The organism is Pseudomonas sp. GW821-FHT02H09 (assembly GCF_059421425.1).
The window spans coordinates 15,098-35,262 of the sequence record NZ_JBWKVA010000003.1 but is presented as its reverse complement, the minus strand read 5'-3'; the positions used below and the strand labels follow the sequence as shown (position 1 = coordinate 35,262).

Here is a 20,165-nt window from a genome sequence, read left to right as displayed (position 1 = left end):
CTTCTCTCAACGAATTTGTGGGCCGATGAATCGGCTCTTGGCTTCAACATGGACATCTGCGTCATCGGCATCCTTGAGAGTGAATTTCACCTCGTTGGTACTCGACGGCAGTTGTTCCGGCGCGCTCGATAACTCGACCGGCATGCTGAAAATCTCGCCGGCGCTGACCTTGATCTCACGCTTGCCTTGCAGCTTGAGATCCGGCAGGCCAGAGGCTTCAAGCAGGTAAGTGTGGTCGCGCTGGTCCTTGTTCATGATTTTCAGGCTGTAGACGTTTTCGATCCGCCCCTCGGCGTTCTCGCGATAGAGCACGCGGTCCTTGCTGACGTCGAAACCGACCAGCGAACGCATGAAGAACGCCGTCACCAGCAGGCCGATCATCGTCAGCAATACCAGTGCATAGCCGATCAGGCGCGGGCGCAGTTTATGGGTTTTTTGCCCGGAAAGGTTGTGTTCGGTGGTGTAGCTGATCAGCCCGCGAGGGTAGTTCATCTTGTCCATGATGGTGTCGCAGGCGTCGATACACGCGGCGCAGCCAATGCATTCGATCTGCAGGCCGTCGCGAATATCGATGCCGGTCGGGCAGACCTGAACGCACATGGTGCAGTCGATGCAGGTGCCCAGCCCCATTGCCTTGTAGTCGGCGTCTTTCTTGCGCGGGCCGCGACCTTCACCGAGACGCGGATCGTAGGAAACGATCAGCGTGTCCTTGTCGAACATCACGCTCTGGAAGCGCGCATACGGGCACATGTAGATGCACACCTGCTCGCGCAGCCAGCCGGCGTTGCCGTAAGTGGCGAGGGTAAAGAAACCGACCCAGAAATACGACCAGCCATCGGCCTGGCCGGTGAAGAAGTCGATGGTCAATTCACGAATCGGCGAGAAGTAACCGACAAAGGTCATGCCGGTGACAAAGCCGATCAGTAGCCAGAGGCTGTGTTTGCTGAACTTGCGCAGGAACTTGTTGGCGCTCATCGGCGCCTTGTCGAGCTTGATGCGCTGGTTGCGGTCGCCTTCGGTGACCTTTTCGCACCACATGAAGATCCAGGTCCAGACGCTTTGCGGGCAGGTATAACCGCACCAGACGCGCCCGGCATACACCGTGATGAAGAACAGGCCAAAGGCGCTGATAATCAGCAGGCCAGAGAGCAGAATGAAATCCTGAGGCCAGAAGGTCGCGCCGAAGATAAAGAATTTGCGCTCCGGCAGGTTCCACCAGACGGCCTGATGAGCGCCCCAGTTCAGCCAGACCGTACCGAAATACAGCACAAACAGTGCGGCACCGCCCGCCATCCGCAGGTTGCGGAACAAGCCGGTGAAGGCGCGCGTGTAGATTTTTTCCCGAGAGGCATAGAGATCGACGCTGTTATTCGGATTTTTGGCAGGCGGGGTAACGTCGTGTACCGGAATCTGGTTGCTCATCGTTGCATCCCACGGCAGTGGAAAAATGCCTCGGTCAGTACATGCCGACCGCGGTCAGAAAGTGTGTTGCAGTGGCGCAATGATACGCCTGTAGCTCTAGATCAAGGGTGCGACCCTTGGTCGCGTTGGGTAAAACCAATTGATGGTGTAGTGACTTGAATCAATTGACTTATGAATTATGGCCGAAAGTTAGCGTACGCGTTGCGTCGCTTTGGCCTGTCTGGAGGTCCCGATCCTTCGTAGCAACTGCCGAGCCCGCGAGGCTGCATTCTGCCCGTAGCAGTTGACGAGTGGTGCGAGGCTACGTTCGACTGCGCAGCAGTCGTAAAGCCAGGTACCGCGGTGCGTCAGGTTGATTGAGGGGGGGACTCTACGGCTGCTGCGCAGCCGAACGCAGCCTCGCGGGCTCGGCAGCTGCTACGGGCCGAACGCAGCCTTGCAAGTTCTGATCGCCAACGAGTGCCACCATCGGCCCCCAAACAAAACGGCCCCGCCAATCTTCACTGGCGGGGCCGCTTGTTGTTGCGATCAAGCGTTTGACTTACTTGGCGTCAGCCGCCTTGTCACCGTGGGACAGGCTGTAAACGTAAGCGGCCAGCAGGTGAACCTTGTCGTTACCTTGCAGTTGCTCCTGGGCAGGCATCTGGCCCTGACGGCCGTAGCGGATGGTCTGCTGCAGTTGAGCGAAGCTCGAGCCGTAGATGAACGCCGCCGGGTGAGTCAGGTTAGGTGCGCCCATCGCTGGGGTGCCTTTACCTTCCGGACCATGGCAAGCCACGCAGTTGGTGGCGAAGAGCTTCTGGCCAGCGACCGGATCAGCCTTGGTACCTTCTGGCAGTTTGCGGCCATCGAGGTTGGTCAGCACGTAAGCAGCAACGTCGCTGACGCCTTGCTCGCCAATCACTTCGCCCCATGCTGGCATCATCGCGTGGCGGCCACCCATGATGGTGGTCTTGATGGTTTGTGGCTCGCCGCCCCAACGCCAGTCTTCGTCGGTCAGGTTAGGGAAGCCATAAGCACCCTTGGCGTCGGAGCCGTGGCAGACCGAGCAGTTGGAGGCGAACAGGCGGCCACCCATCTTCAAGGCTTGTGGGTCTTTAGCGACTTCTTCGATCGGCATGGCAGCGTACCTGGCGAAGATCGGACCGAACCTGGCGTCCGATCTGGCCATTTCCTTTTCCCATTCGTGCACGCCAGTCCAGCCGGACTGACCATTGGCGAATGCGGTCTGCTTGTCGTTGTCGAGGTAGCTGTAGCCTGGCAACAGGCCTTTCCAGTTACCCAGGCCCGGGTACAGCGCCAGGTAGCCCAGGGCGAAAATGATGGTACCGACGAACAGCATGAACCACCATTTCGGCAGCGGGTTGTCGTACTCCTCGATCCCGTCGAAGGAGTGGCCAACAGTCTCTTCGGTGGCTTCGCTGCGCTGGCCCTTACGGGTGGACAGCAGCAGCCAGGTCAGGGCGAAGATGGTACCCAGACTGAGGACTGTGACGTACAGACTCCAGAACGTAGTCATTCTTTGTTACTCCTAGAAGCTTGCTCGACGTGCTTGATGGCTTCGGGATCATCCGCGAAAGGCAGCAAGGTCGCGTCTTCAAACTCCGACTTGCGTTTGGGGCTGAACACCCACAGCGCCAGACCGATAAAGGCCACCATCACGACAACGGTGCCCAGGCCACGAATCATCCCGATATCCATCTAAATCACCGTTTGCTTTTGATGATGGTGCCCAGGCCTTGCAGATAGGCCACCAGCGCGTCCATTTCGGTTTTGCCCTTCACCGCATCCTTGGCGCCGGCGATGTCTTCGTCGGTGTAAGGGACGCCGAGCGTGCGCAAGACTTCCATTTTTTTCGCGGTGTCTTTGCCGTCGAGCTTGTTTTCCACGAGGAACGGGTAAGCCGGCATTTTCGACTCAGGCACTACGTTGCGCGGGTTGTACAAGTGCGCACGCTGCCAGTCATCGGAGTAACGACCGCCGACCCGGGCCAGGTCCGGACCGGTACGCTTGGAACCCCACAGGAACGGGTGATCCCAGACGCTTTCACCGGCAACCGAGTAGTGGCCATAGCGTTCGGTTTCAGCGCGGAAGGGGCGGATCATCTGCGAGTGGCAGCCGACACAACCGTTGGCGATGAAAATGTCACGGCCTTCAAGTTCCAGCGCCGGACGCGGCTTCATGCCTTCAACCGGCTTGTTGGTCACGTCCTGGAAAAACAACGGAACGATTTGGGTCAGGCCGCCGATGCTGACGGCGATGACCATGAAGAAGGCCAGCAGGCCGATATTCTTCTCGACTACATCATGATTCATCAGTGAGCTCCAACTACAGCGATCTGAGCGGCGGCTTCAGCTTCAGCCGGGTTCGAGGCGCGTACGGTACGGAACACGTTGTACGCCATGAACAGCATGCCGCTGGCAAAGAACGCACCGCCCAGGGCACGAACGATGTAACCAGGGTGGCTGGCTTGCAGCGCTTCGACGAAGGAGTAGGTGAGGGTGCCGTCATCGTTGATTGCACGCCACATCAGACCCTGGGTGATGCCGTTGACCCACATCGAAGCGATGTAGAGCACGGTGCCAATGGTTGCGAGCCAGAAGTGGGTGTTGATCAGGCCGACGCTGTGCATCTGTGCACGACCGAACAGTTTCGGAATCATGTGGTAGATGGCGCCGATCGAGATCATCGCAACCCAGCCCAAAGCACCGGCGTGTACGTGGCCGATGGTCCAGTCAGTGTAGTGGGACAGCGAGTTGACGGTCTTGATGGCCATCATCGGGCCTTCGAAGGTCGACATGCCGTAGAACGCCAGGGAGACGACCAGGAAACGCAGGATCGGGTCGGTACGCAGCTTATGCCAGGCGCCCGACAGGGTCATCATGCCGTTGATCATGCCGCCCCAGCTTGGCGCCAGCAGGATGATCGACATCGCCATGCCCAGGGACTGTGCCCAATCCGGCAGAGCGGTGTAGTGCAAGTGGTGCGGACCGGCCCAGATGTACAGGGTGATCAGTGCCCAGAAGTGCACGATCGACAGGCGATAGGAGTAGATCGGACGCTCGGCCTGCTTGGGTACGAAGTAGTACATCATCCCCAGAAAGCCCGTGGTCAGGAAGAAGCCCACGGCGTTGTGGCCGTACCACCACTGGATCATCGCGTCAGTCGCACCGGCATAGGCCGAGTAGGACTTGAAGAGGCTGACCGGCAGGGAGGCGTGGTTGACGATGTGCAGCATGGCCGTCACGACAATGAAGGCACCGTAGAACCAGTTACCGACATAGATGTGCTTGGTCTTGCGCTTGACGATGGTTCCGAAGAACACCACAGCGTAGGTGACCCAGACGATAGCCAGCAGGATAGCCAGAGGCCATTCCAGTTCCGCGTATTCCTTGGTGGTGGTGTAACCCAGCGGCAAGGTAACGATCGCGCCGACGATTACCGCCTGCCATCCCCAGAAGTGGAAGGCGGCCATGCTGTCGGAAATCAGTCGCGTTTGGCAGGTTCGCTGCACGACGTAATAAGAAGTGGCAAACAGTGCACAACCACCGAAGGCGAAAATCACCAGGTTGGTGTGCAACGGGCGTAGGCGTCCGAAAGTCGTCCACGGCAGGCCAAAGTTAAGTTCTGGCCATACGAGCTGTGAGGCGATGAAGACACCGAGCCCCATGCCAAGGATCCCCCAGACCACCGTCATGATGGCGAACTGGCGGACTACCTTATAGTTATAAGCAGTCGGACTGATTGCTGTGCTCATTCTAAGGTTCCACGGTTTGGGTGTTTTATTAGGAGTAAAAATCGGTCGCAAGTATGGAGAAAGCAGGGTGTCATTGCAACGCGCCATGACCTGGGTCAATGCTTCCCGACGCTGATTCTGCGGCCTTTCCATGCGCCGCGTAAGGACAAAAATGCCCTTGGAAAAAATGTCGCAGTGGATGAAAAAGGCGAGGGGTGCAGGTTAGTTGTAACGAGGTGTGTTGAAACGAGAAGATCAGGTGACAGGCGGTAATTTGCACGACAGCCGGTATAAACCAGCCTTTGCGGCCTGTCATCGAGCAGAATCGTCGAACCCATCGGTTACAGCTGGCCTGTGACCGACATGTGCCAGTCCACTGACGGGCAAGCTTAGACCCGAATCCTGAGAGTGGAAAGGCGGACCATTTGGGGGGTGCGACACTTGGTCGCGTAGAGGCAGGGAACTACCGCATCCTGAGCGGATGCGGCAGCGAAGCAGTCACCGGTTATTCGCTTTTGCTTTCAGTACGCCCCTGTTCATCAGTACTGCGCGACAGGCTGAAAACATACGCGGCCAGCAGTTGCACCTTGTCGTTGCCGAGCAGTTCGTTCTGCGCCGGCATATGGCCCTGGCGGCCATGACGAATGGTCTGTTGCAGTTGCGCCAGGCTTGTACCGTAGATAAATCCGGCCGGTTGCGTCAGATTCGGCGCTCCCATGGCTTCAGTGCCCTGGCCGTTTGCCCCATGACAGGCTACACAGGTGGTGCTGAATACTTGCTGTCCGGCTTGCAGATCGGCGCCGCTGTCGGCAGGCAATGGCAGCCCTGCCAGCTCATGACGGACATAGGCCGCCACGTTCTTGACTCCCGTTTCACCGAGGATTTCACCCCAGGCCGGCATGGCCGCCATGCGACCGCCCATGATGGTGGTTTTGATCGTGTCGGCGCTGCCGCCCCAGCGCCAGATGTTGTCGGCGAGGTTGGGGAAGCCGAACGCGCCCTTGGCATCCGAGCCGTGGCAAACCGCGCAGTTGGAGGCAAACAGGCGACCTCCCATCTTCAATGCTTGCGGATCTTTGGCGACGTCTTCCAGGGGCATAGCGGCGAATTTAGCGAAGATCGGACCGAACCTGGCGTTGGCCTTGTCCATTTCCTTTTCCCATTCGTGTACGCCGGTCCAGCCATTTTCATAGCCCGGCAGCACGCCTTTCCAGTTGCCCAGGCCGGGGTAGAGGACCAAATAGCCCACGGCAAACACCAGGGTGCCGGCGAAGAGCATGAACCACCATTGCGGTAACGGGTTGTCGTACTCCTCGATGCCGTCGAAGCTGTGGCCCATGGTCTGGTCGACACTGCCTTTGGTTTCGCCCTTGCGCGTACCGATCAATAGCCAGGTCAGACCAATCAGGCTGCCAATGGTCAGTACGCAGATGTACGTACTCCAGAAGGTGGTCATGGCCGAATGCTCCTTGTCGCGTGCTCTTCGAATTGAGCGTCATCAGGTTGAAGGCCGGGCGTTTGCACACCGGGCATCGGTTCGTCGGCAAACGGCAGCAGGCGCGCCTGAGCGAACTCTGGATTGCGCCTGGCGTTGAAGACCCAGAGCGACAGGCCGATGAAGGCGATCATCACCACCAGCGTGCCGAGGCCGCGGATCATTCCACTATCGAGTTCAAAACCCATGGCTCACCTCTTGCTCTTGATCGCAGTGCCAAGCACTTGCAGGTAAGCGACTAGTGCGTCCATTTCGGTCTTGCCCTTGAGTGTCTCGGTGGCGCCGGCAATGTCGGCGTCGGTGTACGGGACGCCAAGGGTGCGCATCACCCGCAGCTTGGTTTCGGTGTGGCTGCTGTCGAGCGGATTGGCCACCAGCCATGGGTAGGCGGGCATCTTCGATTCCGGCACCACGTTGCGCGGGTTGTACAAGTGCGCGCGGTGCCAGTCTTCGGAGTAGCGACCGCCGACCCGGGCCAGGTCTGGCCCCGTGCGTTTGGAGCCCCAGAGGAACGGGTGATCCCACACGCTTTCCCCGGCCACCGAGTAGTGGCCGTAGCGCTCGGTTTCGGCGCGGAACGGACGAATCATCTGCGAGTGGCAACCGACGCAGCCTTCGCGGATATAAATGTCGCGACCTTCCAGTTGCAAGGCGGTATAGGGCTTCATGCCCTCGACCGGTTTGTTGGTCACGTCCTGAAAGAACAGCGGGACGATCTGGGTCAGACCACCGATGCTGACGGCCAGAACCATCAACAGCAGCAATAGGCCGACGTTTTTCTCGATTGTTTCGTGTTTCATGGCGGACTCCTCAGGCCATCTGCGCCGCGGTGGCGACTTCGGCAGGCTCGGCAGCGCGCACGGTGCGCCAGGTGTTGTAGGCCATCAGCAACATGCCGCTGAAGAAGATCGCGCCCCCCACCAACCGCACGACGAAGCCTGGATGGCTGGCTACCAGGGTTTCGACGAAGGAGTAGGTCAGCGTGCCGTCTTCATTGACTGCGCGCCACATCAGGCCCTGGGCGATGCCGTTGACCCACATCGAGGCGATGTAGAGCACGGTGCCAATGGTTGCGAGCCAGAAGTGCGCGTTGATCAGGCCGATGCTGTGCATGGCCGGGCGGCCGAAGATTTTCGGGATCATGTGGTACAGCGCGCCGATCGAGATCATCGCTACCCAGCCCAGAGCGCCAGCGTGAACGTGACCGATGGTCCAGTCGGTGTAGTGGGAGAGGGCGTTGACGGTCTTGATCGCCATCATCGGCCCTTCGAAAGTCGACATGCCGTAGAACGCCAGGGAGACCACCAGGAAGCGCAGGACCGGGTCGCTGCGCAACTTATGCCAGGCGCCCGACAGGGTCATCATGCCGTTGATCATCCCGCCCCAGCTGGGCGCCAGCAGAATCAACGACATCACCATGCCCAGTGACTGTGCCCAGTCCGGCAGTGCGGTGTAGTGCAGGTGGTGCGGGCCGGCCCAGATGTACAGGGTGATCAGTGCCCAGAAGTGCACGATCGACAAACGATAGGAGTAGACCGGACGCTCGGCCTGCTTGGGCACGAAGTAATACATCATCCCGAGAAAGCCCGCGGTGAGGAAGAAGCCCACGGCGTTGTGGCCGTACCACCACTGAACCATGGCATCGGTCGCCCCGCCGTAGAGCGAGTAGGACTTGGTCAGGCTGACCGGAATTTCCAGATTGTTGACGATATGCAGAATCGCCACGGTGATGATGAACGCACCGAAGAACCAGTTCCCGACATAGATGTGCCTGGTCTTGCGCTTGATCAGCGTGCCGAAGAACACATAGGCGTAGGCGACCCAGACGATGGTGATCAGGATGTCGATCGGCCATTCCAGCTCGGCGTACTCTTTGGAGCTGGTGTAACCCAATGGCAGGCTGATGGCCGCCAGCAGGATCACCAGTTGCCAGCCCCAGAAGGTGAATGCGGCGACTTTCGGTGCAAACAGCTGCGTTTGGCAGGTGCGTTGTACTGAATAGAAGGAACTGGCAAACAGCGCGCAGCCACCGAAGGCGAAAATCACCGCATTGGTGTGCAAGGGGCGCAGGCGACCGAAACTGGTCCACGGCAGGTTGAAGTTGAGTTCGGGCCAGACCAATTGGGCAGCGAGAAAAACCCCGAGTCCCATGCCGACGATGCCCCACACCACCGTCATAATGGCGAATTGGCGGACCACCTTGTAGTTATAGGCGGTACTGATAGAAGTGTTCATGGTTCCCCATCCACGGTTCAGCTGAAGTGAAAGCGCCTGCGCACGGCAACGGCGCGCTCACTTCTTCTGGAGTTATAGGCAGACTAAAAGCGAGGCAAGCATGGACAAAGAGCACAAGGCCAGTATTGACGGGGATCAATGGGGCAAGTGCCTGCGGGATCACGGCTGGCTGTGGAATGCCGCGCAACTATCCGCTGCGACGGCTGAGCCGCTGACGCTGATCCTGGCCCACGGTGCCGGTGCGCCAATGGACAGCAGCTTCATGAGTGACATGGCCGCACGCCTTGCCGGGCGCGGGATCAACGTGCTGCGCTTTGAGTTTCCCTACATGGCCCAACGACGCCTGGACGGCGGTAGACGCCCGCCTGATCCAGCGCCAAAACTGCTGGAATGCTGGCGCGAGGTGTATACCCAAGTGCGACGCCATGTCGCTGGGCGTTTGGTCATCGGCGGCAAGTCCATGGGCGGGCGCATGGCCAGTTTGCTGGCGGATGAATTGCAGGCGGATGCGCTGGTGTGTCTGGGGTATCCGTTTTATGCGGTGGGTAAACCGGAAAAACCTCGAGTCGAGCATCTGGCCGAATTGAGAACCCCGACCTTGATCGTTCAGGGTGAGCGGGATGCATTGGGTAATCGGCAGGCGGTGGAGGGTTACGTATTGTCGCCGAGCATCGAGGTGATGTGGCTGGTGGCGGGGGATCATGACCTTAAGCCGTTGAAGGCCTCGGGCTTTACCCATGAGCACCATTTGGAGTCTGCTGCCAAAAAGGTCGCCGAATTTCTCCGTTAAGTGATCATTCCCACCCTCCGCGTGGGAATGCCGCCAGGGACGCTCCGCGTTCCGCTTCTGGATGTGACGCAGAGCGTCACGGGATGCATTCCCACGCAGAGCGTGGGAATGATCGGTAGGGGTGCATCTGTCAGCGGTTAAAGCGTTCCACCAACGAATACTGGGTATTCGCTGTACGGGTCAACTCTTCACTGAGCAGTGCCGAGTTTTGCGCTTGTTCCGAGGTCTGATCAGCCAACTGCGCGATGGTGCTGATATTGCGGCTGATCTCTTCAGCCACGGCGCTTTGTTCTTCGGTCGCAGCTGCAATCTGAGCGGTCATGTCGGTGATGTTGGCCACCGCTTCGCTGATGCCCACCAACGCCTTGTCGGCCTCGAGTACCCGCGCGACACCTTCTTCAGCCTGGCGATGGCCGGCGTCCATGGTTTGTACGGCGGTGCTGGCGGTCTGTTGCAGTTTGGCGATCAGGCTGTGTATCTGCCCGGTGGACTCACTGGTACGTTGCGCCAGTTGCCGTACTTCATCGGCAACCACCGCAAAGCCACGCCCCATTTCCCCGGCGCGGGCCGCTTCGATGGCGGCGTTCAAGGCCAGCAGGTTGGTCTGGTCGGCGATGCCTTTGATCACATCGACCACGCCGCCGATTTCGTCGCTGTCTTTGGCCAGTTGGGTTACCGTGGCGCCGGTTTCACCGACCACCTGGGACAGACGCTGGATGGCTTCGCGGGTTTCGCCGGCGACGTCGCGGCCGCGACTGGTCAGGCGATTGGCTTGCTGAGTGGCGTCGGCGGTGCGCTGGACATGGCTGGCGACTTCCTGAGTGGTGGCAGCCATCTGGTTGACGGCAGTGGCCACTTGCTCAGTCTCAACCCGCTGGCGCTCCAGCCCGGTGGAGCTCTTGTGGGCCAGGGCGTCGGATTGACGGGCTTGCTCGTTCAGGTGCTCGGCGGTGTCCTGGAGGCGGGTCAGGCAGGTTTTCAGGCGTGCCTCCTGGCTGAGAATGGACATCTCCAGGCGTGCCTGGGCGCCGCGACTGTCGGTGTACATCTGTGCGATCAGCGGGTCCGAGGTGGTCTGTTCAGCCAGGCGCAGCAAGCGCTTGAGGCCACGTTGTTGCCAGCTCAAACCGAGCAGACCCAGCGGCACCGAGAGCCCGGCAGCCAGGGCGAAGCCCCAATGGGAGTTGAGCCAGATGCCAATCAGAAAGCTGAGCTGGCTGACCAGAATGAACGGCAACCAGTCTTGCAGCACCGGCAACCATTTATCACTTTGAGGAATGGCCGACTTGCCCTGGTTGATACGTTGGTAGAGCGCTTCGGCGCGGTGGATCTGTTCGGCGGTGGGTTTGACCCGTACCGACTCGTAACCGACCACCTGATTGCCTTCGAAAACCGGTGTGACGTAGGCGTTGACCCAGTAGTGGTCACCGGATTTACAGCGATTCTTGACAATGCCCATCCAGGGCAAGCCTTGCTTCAGAGTGCCCCACATGTGCGCAAACACCGCTGCCGGGACGTCTGGATGACGTACCAGGTTGTGCGGTGCACGGATCAGTTCCTCACGAGAAAAACCACTTATTTCAACGAAAGCGTTGTTGCAGTAGGTAATCACGCCTTTGGCATCGGTGGTGGAAATCAACCGTTGCTGAGCCGGGAAGGTACGTTCACGTTGTGTAACGGGTTGGTTGTTACGCATGGTTTTTCAATCCGCAAGGCTTTGTCAGGTTGTCGGCAGTGCCTGGGGATTATTGAAAATATTTTTCAAAAATCGGTGGTGCGTCTCAGGTGAGCGGTTTGCGCCTTGAAATGGATAGTGAATGGACTGTTGCAGAATTTTGCGCAGAGTCGGCCAAGTTGTTCTTCCTGACCGACAATGGTACTGAAGCTCATGTTATCTGGTACTTCAGTACCTGTTTGGTCCGGTAATGTCTTATCCAGCCAGCATCGGATAAGTAAACAGCCCGAAGTGCAACAGATTCAAACCAAAGTGCGTGGCGATTGCCGCGCTCAGTCCGCCAAAACGGTAGGCCAGGCCGTAGCCGACTCCGGCAATACTCGCCAGCAATACCCATTGCCAGCCGGCGCCCAGATGCACCAGGCCAAAGAGCAGCGCCGCGCATATCAGTGCAAGGGTTTCGCCATAAGGCAGCTGTTTGAAGCGCTGGCTCAAACCGCCCTGAATATAGCCACGAAACAGGGCTTCCTCGACCAGAGTCACCAACAGCAGGTTGTTCAGTACCCAAAGCCAACCTTGATCCGGCCACTTCGGTTCCCAATGAATGATGCCCAGCAACACCGCACCACCGAGCGCGGCCAGTGCACTCAGGGTCAAGGCCAGGGCTGTCGCGTACAGCGAAAGACGCAGGGAGCGCCGTCCGACAATCCATGGGCATACCAACAACAGCCAGAAGCCAATCAGCGGTTTGTCCAGATTGAGGTACATCGAGAACGGCACTGCATCTTCGGTAAAGACTTCGGGGCCAATGACGCTACCGTTGTAGAATCCCGGTAGCCAATGCAGAGCCAGCGCGAGGGCCAGTACCACGAACAAGCCGTGTCCGAGATAACGGCCATAACGGCTCTTTTGCTGGCGCACGGCAAAACCTGCGAACAGCAGCAAGGCAACGGCGATCAGTGCTTGCACCTCCAGTTGTCCGGCAAACATTGCCAGGCTGTAGCCGATGCAGAGGAGTGCCAGATAAAGCCATGGCAAAGCGATCATGTGAAGTCCTTTCAGGCGGGAGTCTTACCTTAAAAAGCTGGAGCGGTCTGAGTCGCCCGGATCGTCCGAATGCGCCCGAACCTATCGGGGGCGCAATTATAAACAGAGGAACACTCGCATCAGCCAAACAAAAACACCGCCCGAAGGCGGTGTTTCAGGTGAGGTGGAATTACGACGCGATCAACTGCCGCAACACGTAATGCAGGATCCCCCCCGACTTGAAGTACTCAACTTCATTCAAAGTGTCGATCCGGCACAGCACTTCGATCTTCTCGCTGCTGCCGTCTTCACGGGTGATCACCAGTGTGAGGTTCATGCGCGGTTGCAGTTCGACGCCGGTCAAGCCCTGAATATCCAGGGTTTCCTTGCCTGTCAGTTTCAGGCTCTTGCGGTTCTGATCAAGTTTGAACTGCAACGGCAGTACGCCCATGCCCACCAGGTTGGAGCGGTGGATACGCTCGAAACTCTCAGCGATCACCGCCTTGACCCCCAGCAGGTTGGTGCCCTTGGCTGCCCAGTCGCGGCTTGAGCCGGTGCCGTATTCCTGACCTGCGATCACCACCAGTGGAGTGCCGGCTGCCTGATAACGCATGGCCGCATCGTAGATCGGCAGTTTTTCGCCGGTGGGGATGTAGATCGTGTTGCCGCCTTCTTCGCCCCCAAGCATTTCGTTGCGGATACGGATGTTGGCGAAGGTGCCGCGCATCATCACTTCATGGTTGCCGCGACGTGAGCCATAGGAGTTGAAGTCGCGCGGCTCCACACCCTGTTCACGCAGGTAGCTCCCGGCAGGGCTGTCGGTCTTGATGTTACCGGCAGGGGAGATGTGGTCGGTGGTCACGGAGTCGCCGAGCAGCGCCAGAACCCTCGCGCCCTTGACGTCTGCGACTACCGGCAACGGGCCTGCGATGTCATCGAAGAACGGCGGATGCTGGATGTAGGTGGAGTCCTGCTGCCAGACATAGGTCGCCGCTTGCGGGACTTCGATGGCTTGCCATTGTGCGTCACCGGCAAACACTTCGGCGTATTCCTTGTGGAACATTTTGGTACTGACCTGGGCCACCGCGTCGGCGATTTCCTTGGCACTGGGCCAGATGTCGCGCAGGTATACCGGCTGGCCATCGGTACCGATACCCAGCGGCTCGCTACTGATATCGATCCGCACGCTGCCAGCCAGGGCGTAGGCCACCACCAGCGGTGGCGACGCCAGCCAGTTGGTTTTCACCAGGGGATGCACGCGACCCTCGAAGTTGCGGTTGCCGGACAATACCGAGGCGACGGTCAGGTCTGCCTTTTGAATGGCCTTTTCGATTGGCTCCGACAACGGCCCGGAGTTACCGATGCAGGTCGTGCAGCCGTATCCGACCAAGGAAAAACCCAGTTCATCGAGATACTGGGTCAGGCCCGCGGCGTTGTAGTAGTCGGTGACGACTTTCGAGCCGGGTGCCAGGGAACTCTTGACCCAGGGTTTGCGTTTGAGGCCTTTCTCCACGGCTTTTTTCGCCACCAACCCGGCTGCCATCATGACGCTGGGGTTGGAGGTGTTGGTGCAGGAGGTGATCGCGGCAATCACCACGGCGCCGTTTTTCAAGCGATAGGTCTGGCCTTCATAGTCATAATCCGCTTCGCCTGCAAGTTCAGCGCTGCCCACCGCGACGCCACCGCCGCCTTCGCTTTCCAGGCGACCCTCTTCTTTGCTGGTGGGTTTGTATTGCAGGCCGAGAAAGTCGGTAAAGGCCTGACCGACGTTCGGCAGCGAGACCCGGTCCTGTGGACGCTTGGGGCCGGCCAGGCTGGCCTCGACGCGGCCCATGTCCAGCGCCAGGCTATCGGTGAATACCGGTTCTTTGCCGGGCAAGCGCCACAGGCCCTGAACCTTGCTGTAGGCCTCCACCAGTTTTACGGTTTCAGTCGACCGGCCGGACAAACGCAGGTAGTCCAGGGTGACGTCATCCACCGGGAAAAATCCGCAGGTAGCGCCGTATTCCGGGGCCATATTGGCAATGGTTGCGCGGTCCGCCAGCGGTAAGTCGGCGAGGCCGTCGCCATAGAACTCGACGAATTTGCCGACCACGCCTTTCTTGCGCAGCATCTGTGTGACGGTCAGCACCAGGTCAGTGGCGGTGATGCCCTCCTTGAGCTTGCCGGTCAGCTTGAAGCCGATCACTTCCGGAATCAGCATCGACACCGGTTGGCCGAGCATCGCGGCTTCCGCTTCGATACCGCCGACACCCCAGCCGAGTACGCCGAGGCCATTGATCATAGTGGTGTGGGAATCTGTACCGACCAGTGTGTCCGGGAAGGCATAGGTACGGCTGTCTTCATCCTTGGTCCAGACCGTGCGGCCGAGGTATTCGAGGTTGACCTGGTGGCAGATCCCGGTGCCCGGTGGCACCACGCTGAAGTTGTCAAAGGCGCTTTGGCCCCAACGCAGGAAGGCATAACGTTCGCCGTTGCGCTGCATTTCGATGTCGACGTTCTGTTTGAACGCACTGGCACTGGCAAATTTGTCGACCATCACCGAGTGATCGATCACCAGGTCCACCGGCGACAGCGGGTTGATGCGTTGCGGATCGCCGCCGGCCTTGGCCACGGCGGCGCGCATGGCAGCCAGGTCGACCACCGCGGGTACGCCAGTGAAGTCTTGCATCAGCACCCGCGCCGGACGGTACTGAATTTCCCGGTCGGAGCGGCGTTCCTTGAGCCAGGCCGCGAGGGCCTTGAGGTCGGCGCCGGTAACGGTTTTTTCGTCTTCCCAGCGCAGCAGGTTTTCCAGCAGGACTTTCAACGACATGGGCAGTTTGTCGAGATCACCAAGAGACTTGGCGGCTTCCGGCAGGCTGAAATAGTGATAAGTCTTGTCGTCGACTTTTAATGTTTTAAGGGCTTTCAGGCTATCGAGGGACGGCATTGAATGACTCCTTTTAGTCCGCACGGCTACGGACCTGGCGGGACGGGCAGAGCCTTTAACCTAGCTCTGATTGGGGAATCTGGCTAATAACCGGACTCTATGGACAAGTCCAGGGTTCCGAACTCGGCTATCATGCGCCGGTTTTCGTGACAGGCTTTGCTTTAGGGTCTGGACATCGCGCAGTGGCTGAATTGTTCGCCAACTGCCCAGGAGTATGAATGAACACCCTCTTTATGCATTGCCGGCCCGGCTTCGAAGGCGAAGTCTGTTCCGAGATATCCGAACTCGCCGCGCGTCTGAATGTGGCCGGTTATGCCAAGGCCAAGGCCAGCAGTGCCTGCGCCGAGTTTGTCTGCACCGAAGACGATGGCGCCGAGCGGCTGATGCACGGTCAGCGTTTCGCCGAGCTGATCTTTGTGCGGCAATGGGCCCGCGGCATGTTTATCGACTTGCCGGAAACCGACCGTATCAGCGTGATTCTTGCTCATATGGCAAGGTTCCCTGTCTGCGGCAGCCTATGGCTGGAAGTCGTCGATACCAATGACGGTAAAGAACTGTCGAATTTCTGCAAGAAGTTCGAAGGCCCGTTGCGCAAGGCGCTGACCAGTGCCGGAAAACTGGTGGAAGACGCTGGCAAACCTCGACTATTGCTGACCTTTAAAAGCGGTCGCGAGGTGTTTCTCGGTCTGGCTGAAAGCAACAACTCAGCGATGTGGCCGATGGGGATCCCACGTCTGAAGTTCCCCCGCGAAGCGCCAAGCCGTTCGACGCTGAAGCTGGAAGAGGCCTGGCACCATTTCATCCCCCGCGATCAGTGGGACGAGCGCTTGCACAGCGACATGACCGGTGTCGATCTCGGTGCCGCACCTGGCGGCTGGACCTGGCAACTGGTCAATCGCGGGATGCTGGTGACCGCCATCGACAACGGTCCGATGGCTGAGAGCTTGATGGACACAGGGCTGGTTCAACATTTGATGGCTGACGGTTTCACCTTCAAACCCAAGCAACCAGTGGACTGGATGGTCTGCGATATCGTCGAGAAGCCTGCGCGCAACGCGGCGCTCCTGGAAACCTGGATTGGCGAGGGGCATTGCCGGGAAGCGGTGGTAAACCTGAAGCTGCCGATGAAACAGCGCTACGCCGAAGTAAAGCGCTTGCTCGAACGTATCGAAGAAGGCTTCAAGGAACGCGGCATCCGCGTCGCCATTGGCTGCAAGCAGCTGTATCACGACCGCGAAGAAGTGACCTGCCATTTGCGTCGTCTGGATGTGAAAAAGCCGAAATCCCGCTGAGCCCTTGTAGGCGCCGAGCTTGCTCGCGATTTGATCGTTCCCACGCTCCGCGCGGGAATGCCTCAATGGACACTCCGCGTCCGCTTCTGTGACGCGCGGCGTCACGGGCTACATTCCCGCGCAGAGCGTGGGAACGATCTTCGGGAGTGACGTTACACCCGGCTTTGCGCGACAATGCCGGCCAGTTTCAGGAGTGAAGTATGAGCCAAACCATCGATACGCCCGTCGACGCGATCCTCGACGCCACCGGCCTCAACTGCCCGGAGCCGGTGATGATGCTGCATCAGCACATCCGCGACCTGCAGCCCGGCGGCCTGCTCAAGGTGATCGCCACCGATCCGTCGACCCGTCGCGACATCCCCAAGTTCTGCGTGTTTCTCGACCACGAACTGGTAGAGCAGCGGGAAGAGGCGGGCACCTACCTGTACTGGATTCGCAAGAAGCTCGATTAACCCCTCGAGCGGCTGATCCGGATCCGCTTGCGTGCACTGCGTGTCAGGCGGATCGACAGCATCAGTGCCGCGCAACTCAAACCGACGATCAAACCTTGCCACAGCCCGCTCGGGCCACTGGCAGTACCGAGCCAGTCGGTCAGGCCCAGGGCGTAACCCACCGGCAAGCCAATCCCCCAGTAGGCGAACAGCGTCAGGATCATCGTCACCCGAGTGTCCTGATAACCGCGCAAGGCGCCGGCCGCAGTCACCTGAATCGCATCCGAGAACTGGAACAACGCCGAATAGATGATCAGCATCGACGCGACCTGAGTCACCATCGGGTCGGCGGTATAGATCGCCGCGATGTGCTCACGCAGCAGCAACATCATGCTGGCGGAGATGCAGGCATAGGCCAGCGCCGTCCCCATGCCGACACCGGCGGCAAAGCGCGCCTCACGGGGCTCTTCACGCCCCAGTGCCTGGCCGACACGCACGGTCACAGCCATTGCGAGGGAGTAGGGGATCATGAACACCAGCGAGCTGAAGTTCAGGGCGATCTGGTGTCCTGCCACTACCGTGGCGCCGAGGCTGCCGATCAACAGGGCGATCACCGCGAAAATGCTCGACTCGGCGAACACGGCAATACCGATTGGCAGACCGATGCTCAGCAGGCGCTTGATCACTGCCCATTGTGGCCACTCGAAACGACTGAACAACTGGCTCGACTGATACGCCGGTGCCCAGCGGGTCCAGCACGCCATGCCGAGCATCATCACCCACATCACGATTGCCGTGGCCCAGCCGCAACCGACACCGCCCATGGCCGGCACGCCGAGGTGGCCATAAATGAACACATAGTTGAGCGGAATATTCAGCGCCAGCCCGCACAGACCCAGCACCATGCTCGGGCGGGTGCGGCCCATGCCATCGCTGAAGCAGCGCAGCACATGGTAGAGCGCAACGGCTGGCAACCCGGTGGCAATGCCGCGCAGGTATTCCATGCAAGGGCCGATCAATTCGGGATCGACCTTCATTACATGCAAAACCGGCTCGGCATTGAACAGTATCAGTGTCGCCATCAAGCCGACCACCAACGCCAGCCATAACGCCTGACGTACAATCGGGCCGATCTCGCTGTGAGTGCCGGCCCCGAAACGTTGCGCGACTTTCGGCGTCGTCGCCAGCAGCGTACCAGTCATCAGCAGGAACACTGGCACCCAAATCGAGTTGCCCAGCGCCACCGCGGCCAGATCTCGCGGCCCGACACGACCGGCCATCACCGCATCGACGAAGCCCATCGCGGTAGTGGCCAGCTGCGCGATCATGATCGGCAAGGCCAGGCCGAGCAGATTACGCAGCTCAAGACGAACCCGGGCAGGGCGGTTGAGGGAAATAGCGGCGGGGCTGTCAGTCACGGAATTCACAAGCGAAGCGTCCAGAGGTTTTGATGCGCAAGGCGGCGCATTCTACGCCTTGACACAATGGTCAGGAAAACTCCTGTGTTGCGGATTTGTAAGTGAGGAAAAACACATAGCTTCAATGCAGCTGCTACGGGAGGGCATGCAACTGAGTTCTTCGCGTCACTGGCCCCTCACCCTCAACTACGCCTACACTGCGGCTCCGCGAAAGGAGCCTGCCATGCTGATTGTTGCCGACGAAAATATCCCGCTGCTCGATGCCTTCTTTGCCGGTATCGGCGAAATCCGTCGCTTGCCGGGGCGCGCCATCGACCGCGCCGCCATCGAGCAGGCCGATGTTCTGTTAGTGCGCTCGGTGACCAACGTCGACCGTGCGCTGCTCGAAGGCAGCAACGTACGCTTTGTCGGCACCTGCACCATCGGTACCGATCACCTGGATCTTGATTACTTTCAGCAGGCTGGTATCACCTGGTCCAGCGCTCCGGGTTGTAATGCCCGTGGCGTAGTTGACTACGTTCTCGGCAGTTTGCTGACGTTGGCGGAAATCGAAGGCACTGACCTGACCCGACGCACTTATGGTGTGGTCGGCGCCGGTGAAGTAGGTGGTCGGCTGGTCAAGGTGCTACGAGGGCTGGGCTGGAACGTGCTGGTTTGCGATCCACCACGGCAAGCCGCTGAAGGGGGTGATTACGTCAGCCTGGAACAGATTGTCGAGCAGTGCGATGTCATCAGTCTGCACACCCCGCTCAGCAAAAACGGCGACCTGCCAACCTGGCACTTGTTCGATAAAACACGGTTGAGCCAACTCAAATCCGGCACCTGGCTGATCAATGCCAGCCGTGGCCCGGTAGTGGACAACGCTGCCCTGCGCGAAGTGCTGCTGCAGCGTGAAGACCTGCAAGCGGTGCTGGATGTCTGGGAGGGCGAGCCGCAGGTCGATGTGGCGCTGGCTGATCTTTGCGTGCTGGCCACCCCGCATATCGCCGGCTACAGCCTCGACGGCAAACAACGCGGTACCGCGCAGGTCTATCAGGCGTTTTGCGAGTACCAGGGGCAGACGCCTCAGGTCCGTCTCGATCAATTATTGCCCGCGCCGTGGTTGGCTGAAGTCAGCCTGAATGCCAGCAGCGATCCGGGCTGGGCTTTGGCCATGTTGTGCCGTGGCGTTTACGACCCGCGCCGTGACGATGCGGATTTTCGTCGTAGTCTGGTAGGCAGCGTGCAAGAGCAGCGCGCGGCGTTTGATGCCTTGCGCAAGCATTATCCAGAGCGGCGGGAGATTGATGGACTGACGGTAAGGATCAAGGGGGAGTCGCATGTCCTGCGCAATATCGTATTGGCGCTGGGGGCGGTGGCAGTCTAGGAAGCGGATTGACCCCATCGCGAGCAAGCTCGGCTCCTACAGGATTTCGGTGTTGTTGTAGGAGCGAGGCTTGCCCGCGATGGGTCGCGCAGCGGCCCCAAAAAGTGCCCAGAAAAAACCCGGCATCAAGGCCGGGTCAAGAGGACGTGAGGCTATGTGTCAGTCTTGCTTGGCAGGCTTGACCAATCGTTGCTCCAGTTCGCGGCAAGCGCTCTGGATCATGTCTTCAGTGATCGGTACTTCGCGCCCTTTAGCGTCGATAATTGAGCAACCCAGAGATTGACCTGGCTGGGTGCGGATCACTTGAATTTTGTCATCGCTGCTATGTTGCAAGGACATGGCCTGTC

At 59.4% G+C, this 20,165-nt stretch carries 18 protein-coding genes; 4 read left to right on the top strand and 14 right to left on the bottom strand.

The genetic code is table 11. The features are described from left to right. Positions 1-6: 6 nt before the first annotated feature. From ccoG to ccoN (AC07VR_RS04650), 9 genes are all read right to left on the bottom strand, one after another. On the bottom strand, positions 7-1,422 hold the full coding sequence (gene ccoG, locus AC07VR_RS04690; protein WP_495010581.1) for a cytochrome c oxidase accessory protein CcoG: 1,416 nt from the start codon (positions 1,420-1,422) through the stop codon (positions 7-9). Between the two features lie 541 nt (positions 1,423-1,963). Continuing rightward, positions 1,964-2,941, bottom strand: a complete 978-nt coding sequence (gene ccoP, locus AC07VR_RS04685; RefSeq protein WP_495010580.1) for a cytochrome-c oxidase, cbb3-type subunit III — start codon at positions 2,939-2,941, stop codon at positions 1,964-1,966. Next, complete coding sequence (locus AC07VR_RS04680; RefSeq protein ID WP_003175465.1) at positions 2,938-3,123, bottom strand: CcoQ/FixQ family Cbb3-type cytochrome c oxidase assembly chaperone; 186 nt, start codon at positions 3,121-3,123, stop codon at positions 2,938-2,940. Before AC07VR_RS04680 ends, ccoP (AC07VR_RS04685) begins: the two co-directional genes overlap by 4 nt. A gap of 5 nt (positions 3,124-3,128) precedes the next feature. Further along, positions 3,129-3,737 (bottom strand): cytochrome-c oxidase, cbb3-type subunit II, encoded by a 609-nt coding sequence (gene ccoO / locus AC07VR_RS04675; RefSeq protein ID WP_494992328.1) that lies wholly within the window; start codon positions 3,735-3,737, stop codon positions 3,129-3,131. Beyond that, the gene (gene ccoN / locus AC07VR_RS04670; RefSeq protein WP_494992327.1) at positions 3,737-5,179 is read right to left on the bottom strand and encodes a cytochrome-c oxidase, cbb3-type subunit I; all 1,443 of its coding nucleotides are present in this window, start codon (positions 5,177-5,179) and stop codon (positions 3,737-3,739) included. The genes ccoO (AC07VR_RS04675) and ccoN (AC07VR_RS04670) overlap by 1 nt, the downstream gene beginning before the upstream one ends. A gap of 484 nt (positions 5,180-5,663) precedes the next feature. Beyond that, entirely contained in the window at positions 5,664-6,614 is a 951-nt protein-coding gene (ccoP, locus tag AC07VR_RS04665) for a cytochrome-c oxidase, cbb3-type subunit III (RefSeq protein ID WP_495010579.1), read from the bottom strand. Next, complete coding sequence (locus AC07VR_RS04660; RefSeq protein WP_494992325.1) at positions 6,611-6,841, bottom strand: cbb3-type cytochrome oxidase subunit 3; 231 nt, start codon at positions 6,839-6,841, stop codon at positions 6,611-6,613. Before AC07VR_RS04660 ends, ccoP (AC07VR_RS04665) begins: the two co-directional genes overlap by 4 nt. Before the next feature lie 3 nt (positions 6,842-6,844). Further along, the gene (gene ccoO / locus AC07VR_RS04655) at positions 6,845-7,453 is read right to left on the bottom strand and encodes a cytochrome-c oxidase, cbb3-type subunit II (protein ID WP_494992324.1); all 609 of its coding nucleotides are present in this window, start codon (positions 7,451-7,453) and stop codon (positions 6,845-6,847) included. Between the two features lie 10 nt (positions 7,454-7,463). Continuing rightward, positions 7,464-8,888, bottom strand: a complete 1,425-nt coding sequence (gene ccoN, locus AC07VR_RS04650) for a cytochrome-c oxidase, cbb3-type subunit I (protein WP_494992323.1) — start codon at positions 8,886-8,888, stop codon at positions 7,464-7,466. Between the two features lie 100 nt (positions 8,889-8,988). Here ccoN (AC07VR_RS04650) and AC07VR_RS04645 point away from each other — a divergent pair, with 100 nt between their 5' ends. Further along, positions 8,989-9,678, top strand: coding sequence for an alpha/beta family hydrolase (locus AC07VR_RS04645; protein WP_494992322.1), 690 nt, complete (start codon positions 8,989-8,991; stop codon positions 9,676-9,678). A gap of 130 nt (positions 9,679-9,808) precedes the next feature. Here the strand turns inward: AC07VR_RS04645 and AC07VR_RS04640 are convergent, their stop codons facing one another. The 3 genes from AC07VR_RS04640 to acnA form a co-directional block, all read right to left on the bottom strand. Continuing rightward, positions 9,809-11,374, bottom strand: coding sequence for a methyl-accepting chemotaxis protein (locus AC07VR_RS04640; protein WP_495010578.1), 1,566 nt, complete (start codon positions 11,372-11,374; stop codon positions 9,809-9,811). 234 nt (positions 11,375-11,608) lie between these two features. After that, positions 11,609-12,400, bottom strand: coding sequence for a CPBP family intramembrane glutamic endopeptidase (locus tag AC07VR_RS04635; RefSeq protein ID WP_494992320.1), 792 nt, complete (start codon positions 12,398-12,400; stop codon positions 11,609-11,611). Positions 12,401-12,569: 169 nt separating this feature from the next. Continuing rightward, the gene (gene acnA / locus AC07VR_RS04630) at positions 12,570-15,311 is read right to left on the bottom strand and encodes an aconitate hydratase AcnA (RefSeq protein ID WP_495010577.1); all 2,742 of its coding nucleotides are present in this window, start codon (positions 15,309-15,311) and stop codon (positions 12,570-12,572) included. Between the two features lie 218 nt (positions 15,312-15,529). Between acnA and rlmM the strand changes: the two genes are divergently transcribed. Both rlmM and tusA read left to right on the top strand, forming a co-directional pair. After that, a complete protein-coding gene (gene rlmM, locus AC07VR_RS04625) occupies positions 15,530-16,603 on the top strand; it encodes a 23S rRNA (cytidine(2498)-2'-O)-methyltransferase RlmM (RefSeq protein ID WP_494992318.1) in 1,074 nt (357 codons plus the stop codon). Between the two features lie 212 nt (positions 16,604-16,815). Continuing rightward, the gene (tusA, locus tag AC07VR_RS04620) at positions 16,816-17,055 is read left to right on the top strand and encodes a sulfurtransferase TusA (protein WP_419118550.1); all 240 of its coding nucleotides are present in this window, start codon (positions 16,816-16,818) and stop codon (positions 17,053-17,055) included. Here the strand turns inward: tusA and AC07VR_RS04615 are convergent. Further along, a complete protein-coding gene (locus AC07VR_RS04615) occupies positions 17,052-18,461 on the bottom strand; it encodes an MATE family efflux transporter (RefSeq protein WP_495010576.1) in 1,410 nt (469 codons plus the stop codon). The two genes, tusA and AC07VR_RS04615, sit on opposite strands and share 4 nt — an antisense overlap. A gap of 214 nt (positions 18,462-18,675) precedes the next feature. Here AC07VR_RS04615 and pdxB point away from each other — a divergent pair, with 214 nt between their 5' ends. Beyond that, entirely contained in the window at positions 18,676-19,818 is a 1,143-nt protein-coding gene (pdxB, locus tag AC07VR_RS04610) for a 4-phosphoerythronate dehydrogenase PdxB (RefSeq protein ID WP_495010575.1), read from the top strand. A gap of 159 nt (positions 19,819-19,977) precedes the next feature. Here the strand turns inward: pdxB and AC07VR_RS04605 are convergent, their stop codons facing one another. Continuing rightward, positions 19,978-20,157 (bottom strand): PA1571 family protein, encoded by a 180-nt coding sequence (locus AC07VR_RS04605; RefSeq protein WP_494992315.1) that lies wholly within the window; start codon positions 20,155-20,157, stop codon positions 19,978-19,980. Positions 20,158-20,165: the final 8 nt, after the last annotated feature.

What these genes read in the sequence shown, in the direction of transcription:
- ccoN (WP_494992327.1), bottom strand. Translation starts at nt 5,179, where the DNA reads ATGAGCACAGCAATCAGTCCGACTGCTTATAACTATAAGGTAGTCCGC.
- AC07VR_RS04640 (WP_495010578.1), bottom strand. Translation starts at nt 11,374, where the DNA reads ATGCGTAACAACCAACCCGTTACACAACGTGAACGTACCTTCCCGGCT.
- ccoO (WP_494992324.1), bottom strand. Translation starts at nt 7,453, where the DNA reads ATGAAACACGAAACAATCGAGAAAAACGTCGGCCTATTGCTGCTGTTG.
- ccoP (WP_495010580.1), bottom strand. Translation starts at nt 2,941, where the DNA reads ATGACTACGTTCTGGAGTCTGTACGTCACAGTCCTCAGTCTGGGTACC.
- AC07VR_RS04605 (WP_494992315.1), bottom strand. Translation starts at nt 20,157, where the DNA reads ATGTCCTTGCAACATAGCAGCGATGACAAAATTCAAGTGATCCGCACC.
- pdxB (WP_495010575.1), top strand. Translation starts at nt 18,676, where the DNA reads ATGCTGATTGTTGCCGACGAAAATATCCCGCTGCTCGATGCCTTCTTT.
- ccoO (WP_494992328.1), bottom strand. Translation starts at nt 3,737, where the DNA reads ATGAATCATGATGTAGTCGAGAAGAATATCGGCCTGCTGGCCTTCTTC.
- AC07VR_RS04660 (WP_494992325.1), bottom strand. Translation starts at nt 6,841, where the DNA reads ATGGGTTTTGAACTCGATAGTGGAATGATCCGCGGCCTCGGCACGCTG.
- acnA (WP_495010577.1), bottom strand. Translation starts at nt 15,311, where the DNA reads ATGCCGTCCCTCGATAGCCTGAAAGCCCTTAAAACATTAAAAGTCGAC.
- rlmM (WP_494992318.1), top strand. Translation starts at nt 15,530, where the DNA reads ATGAACACCCTCTTTATGCATTGCCGGCCCGGCTTCGAAGGCGAAGTC.
- ccoN (WP_494992323.1), bottom strand. Translation starts at nt 8,888, where the DNA reads ATGAACACTTCTATCAGTACCGCCTATAACTACAAGGTGGTCCGCCAA.
- AC07VR_RS04635 (WP_494992320.1), bottom strand. Translation starts at nt 12,400, where the DNA reads ATGATCGCTTTGCCATGGCTTTATCTGGCACTCCTCTGCATCGGCTAC.
- ccoP (WP_495010579.1), bottom strand. Translation starts at nt 6,614, where the DNA reads ATGACCACCTTCTGGAGTACGTACATCTGCGTACTGACCATTGGCAGC.
- ccoG (WP_495010581.1), bottom strand. Translation starts at nt 1,422, where the DNA reads ATGAGCAACCAGATTCCGGTACACGACGTTACCCCGCCTGCCAAAAAT.
- AC07VR_RS04680 (WP_003175465.1), bottom strand. Translation starts at nt 3,123, where the DNA reads ATGGATATCGGGATGATTCGTGGCCTGGGCACCGTTGTCGTGATGGTG.
- AC07VR_RS04645 (WP_494992322.1), top strand. Translation starts at nt 8,989, where the DNA reads ATGGACAAAGAGCACAAGGCCAGTATTGACGGGGATCAATGGGGCAAG.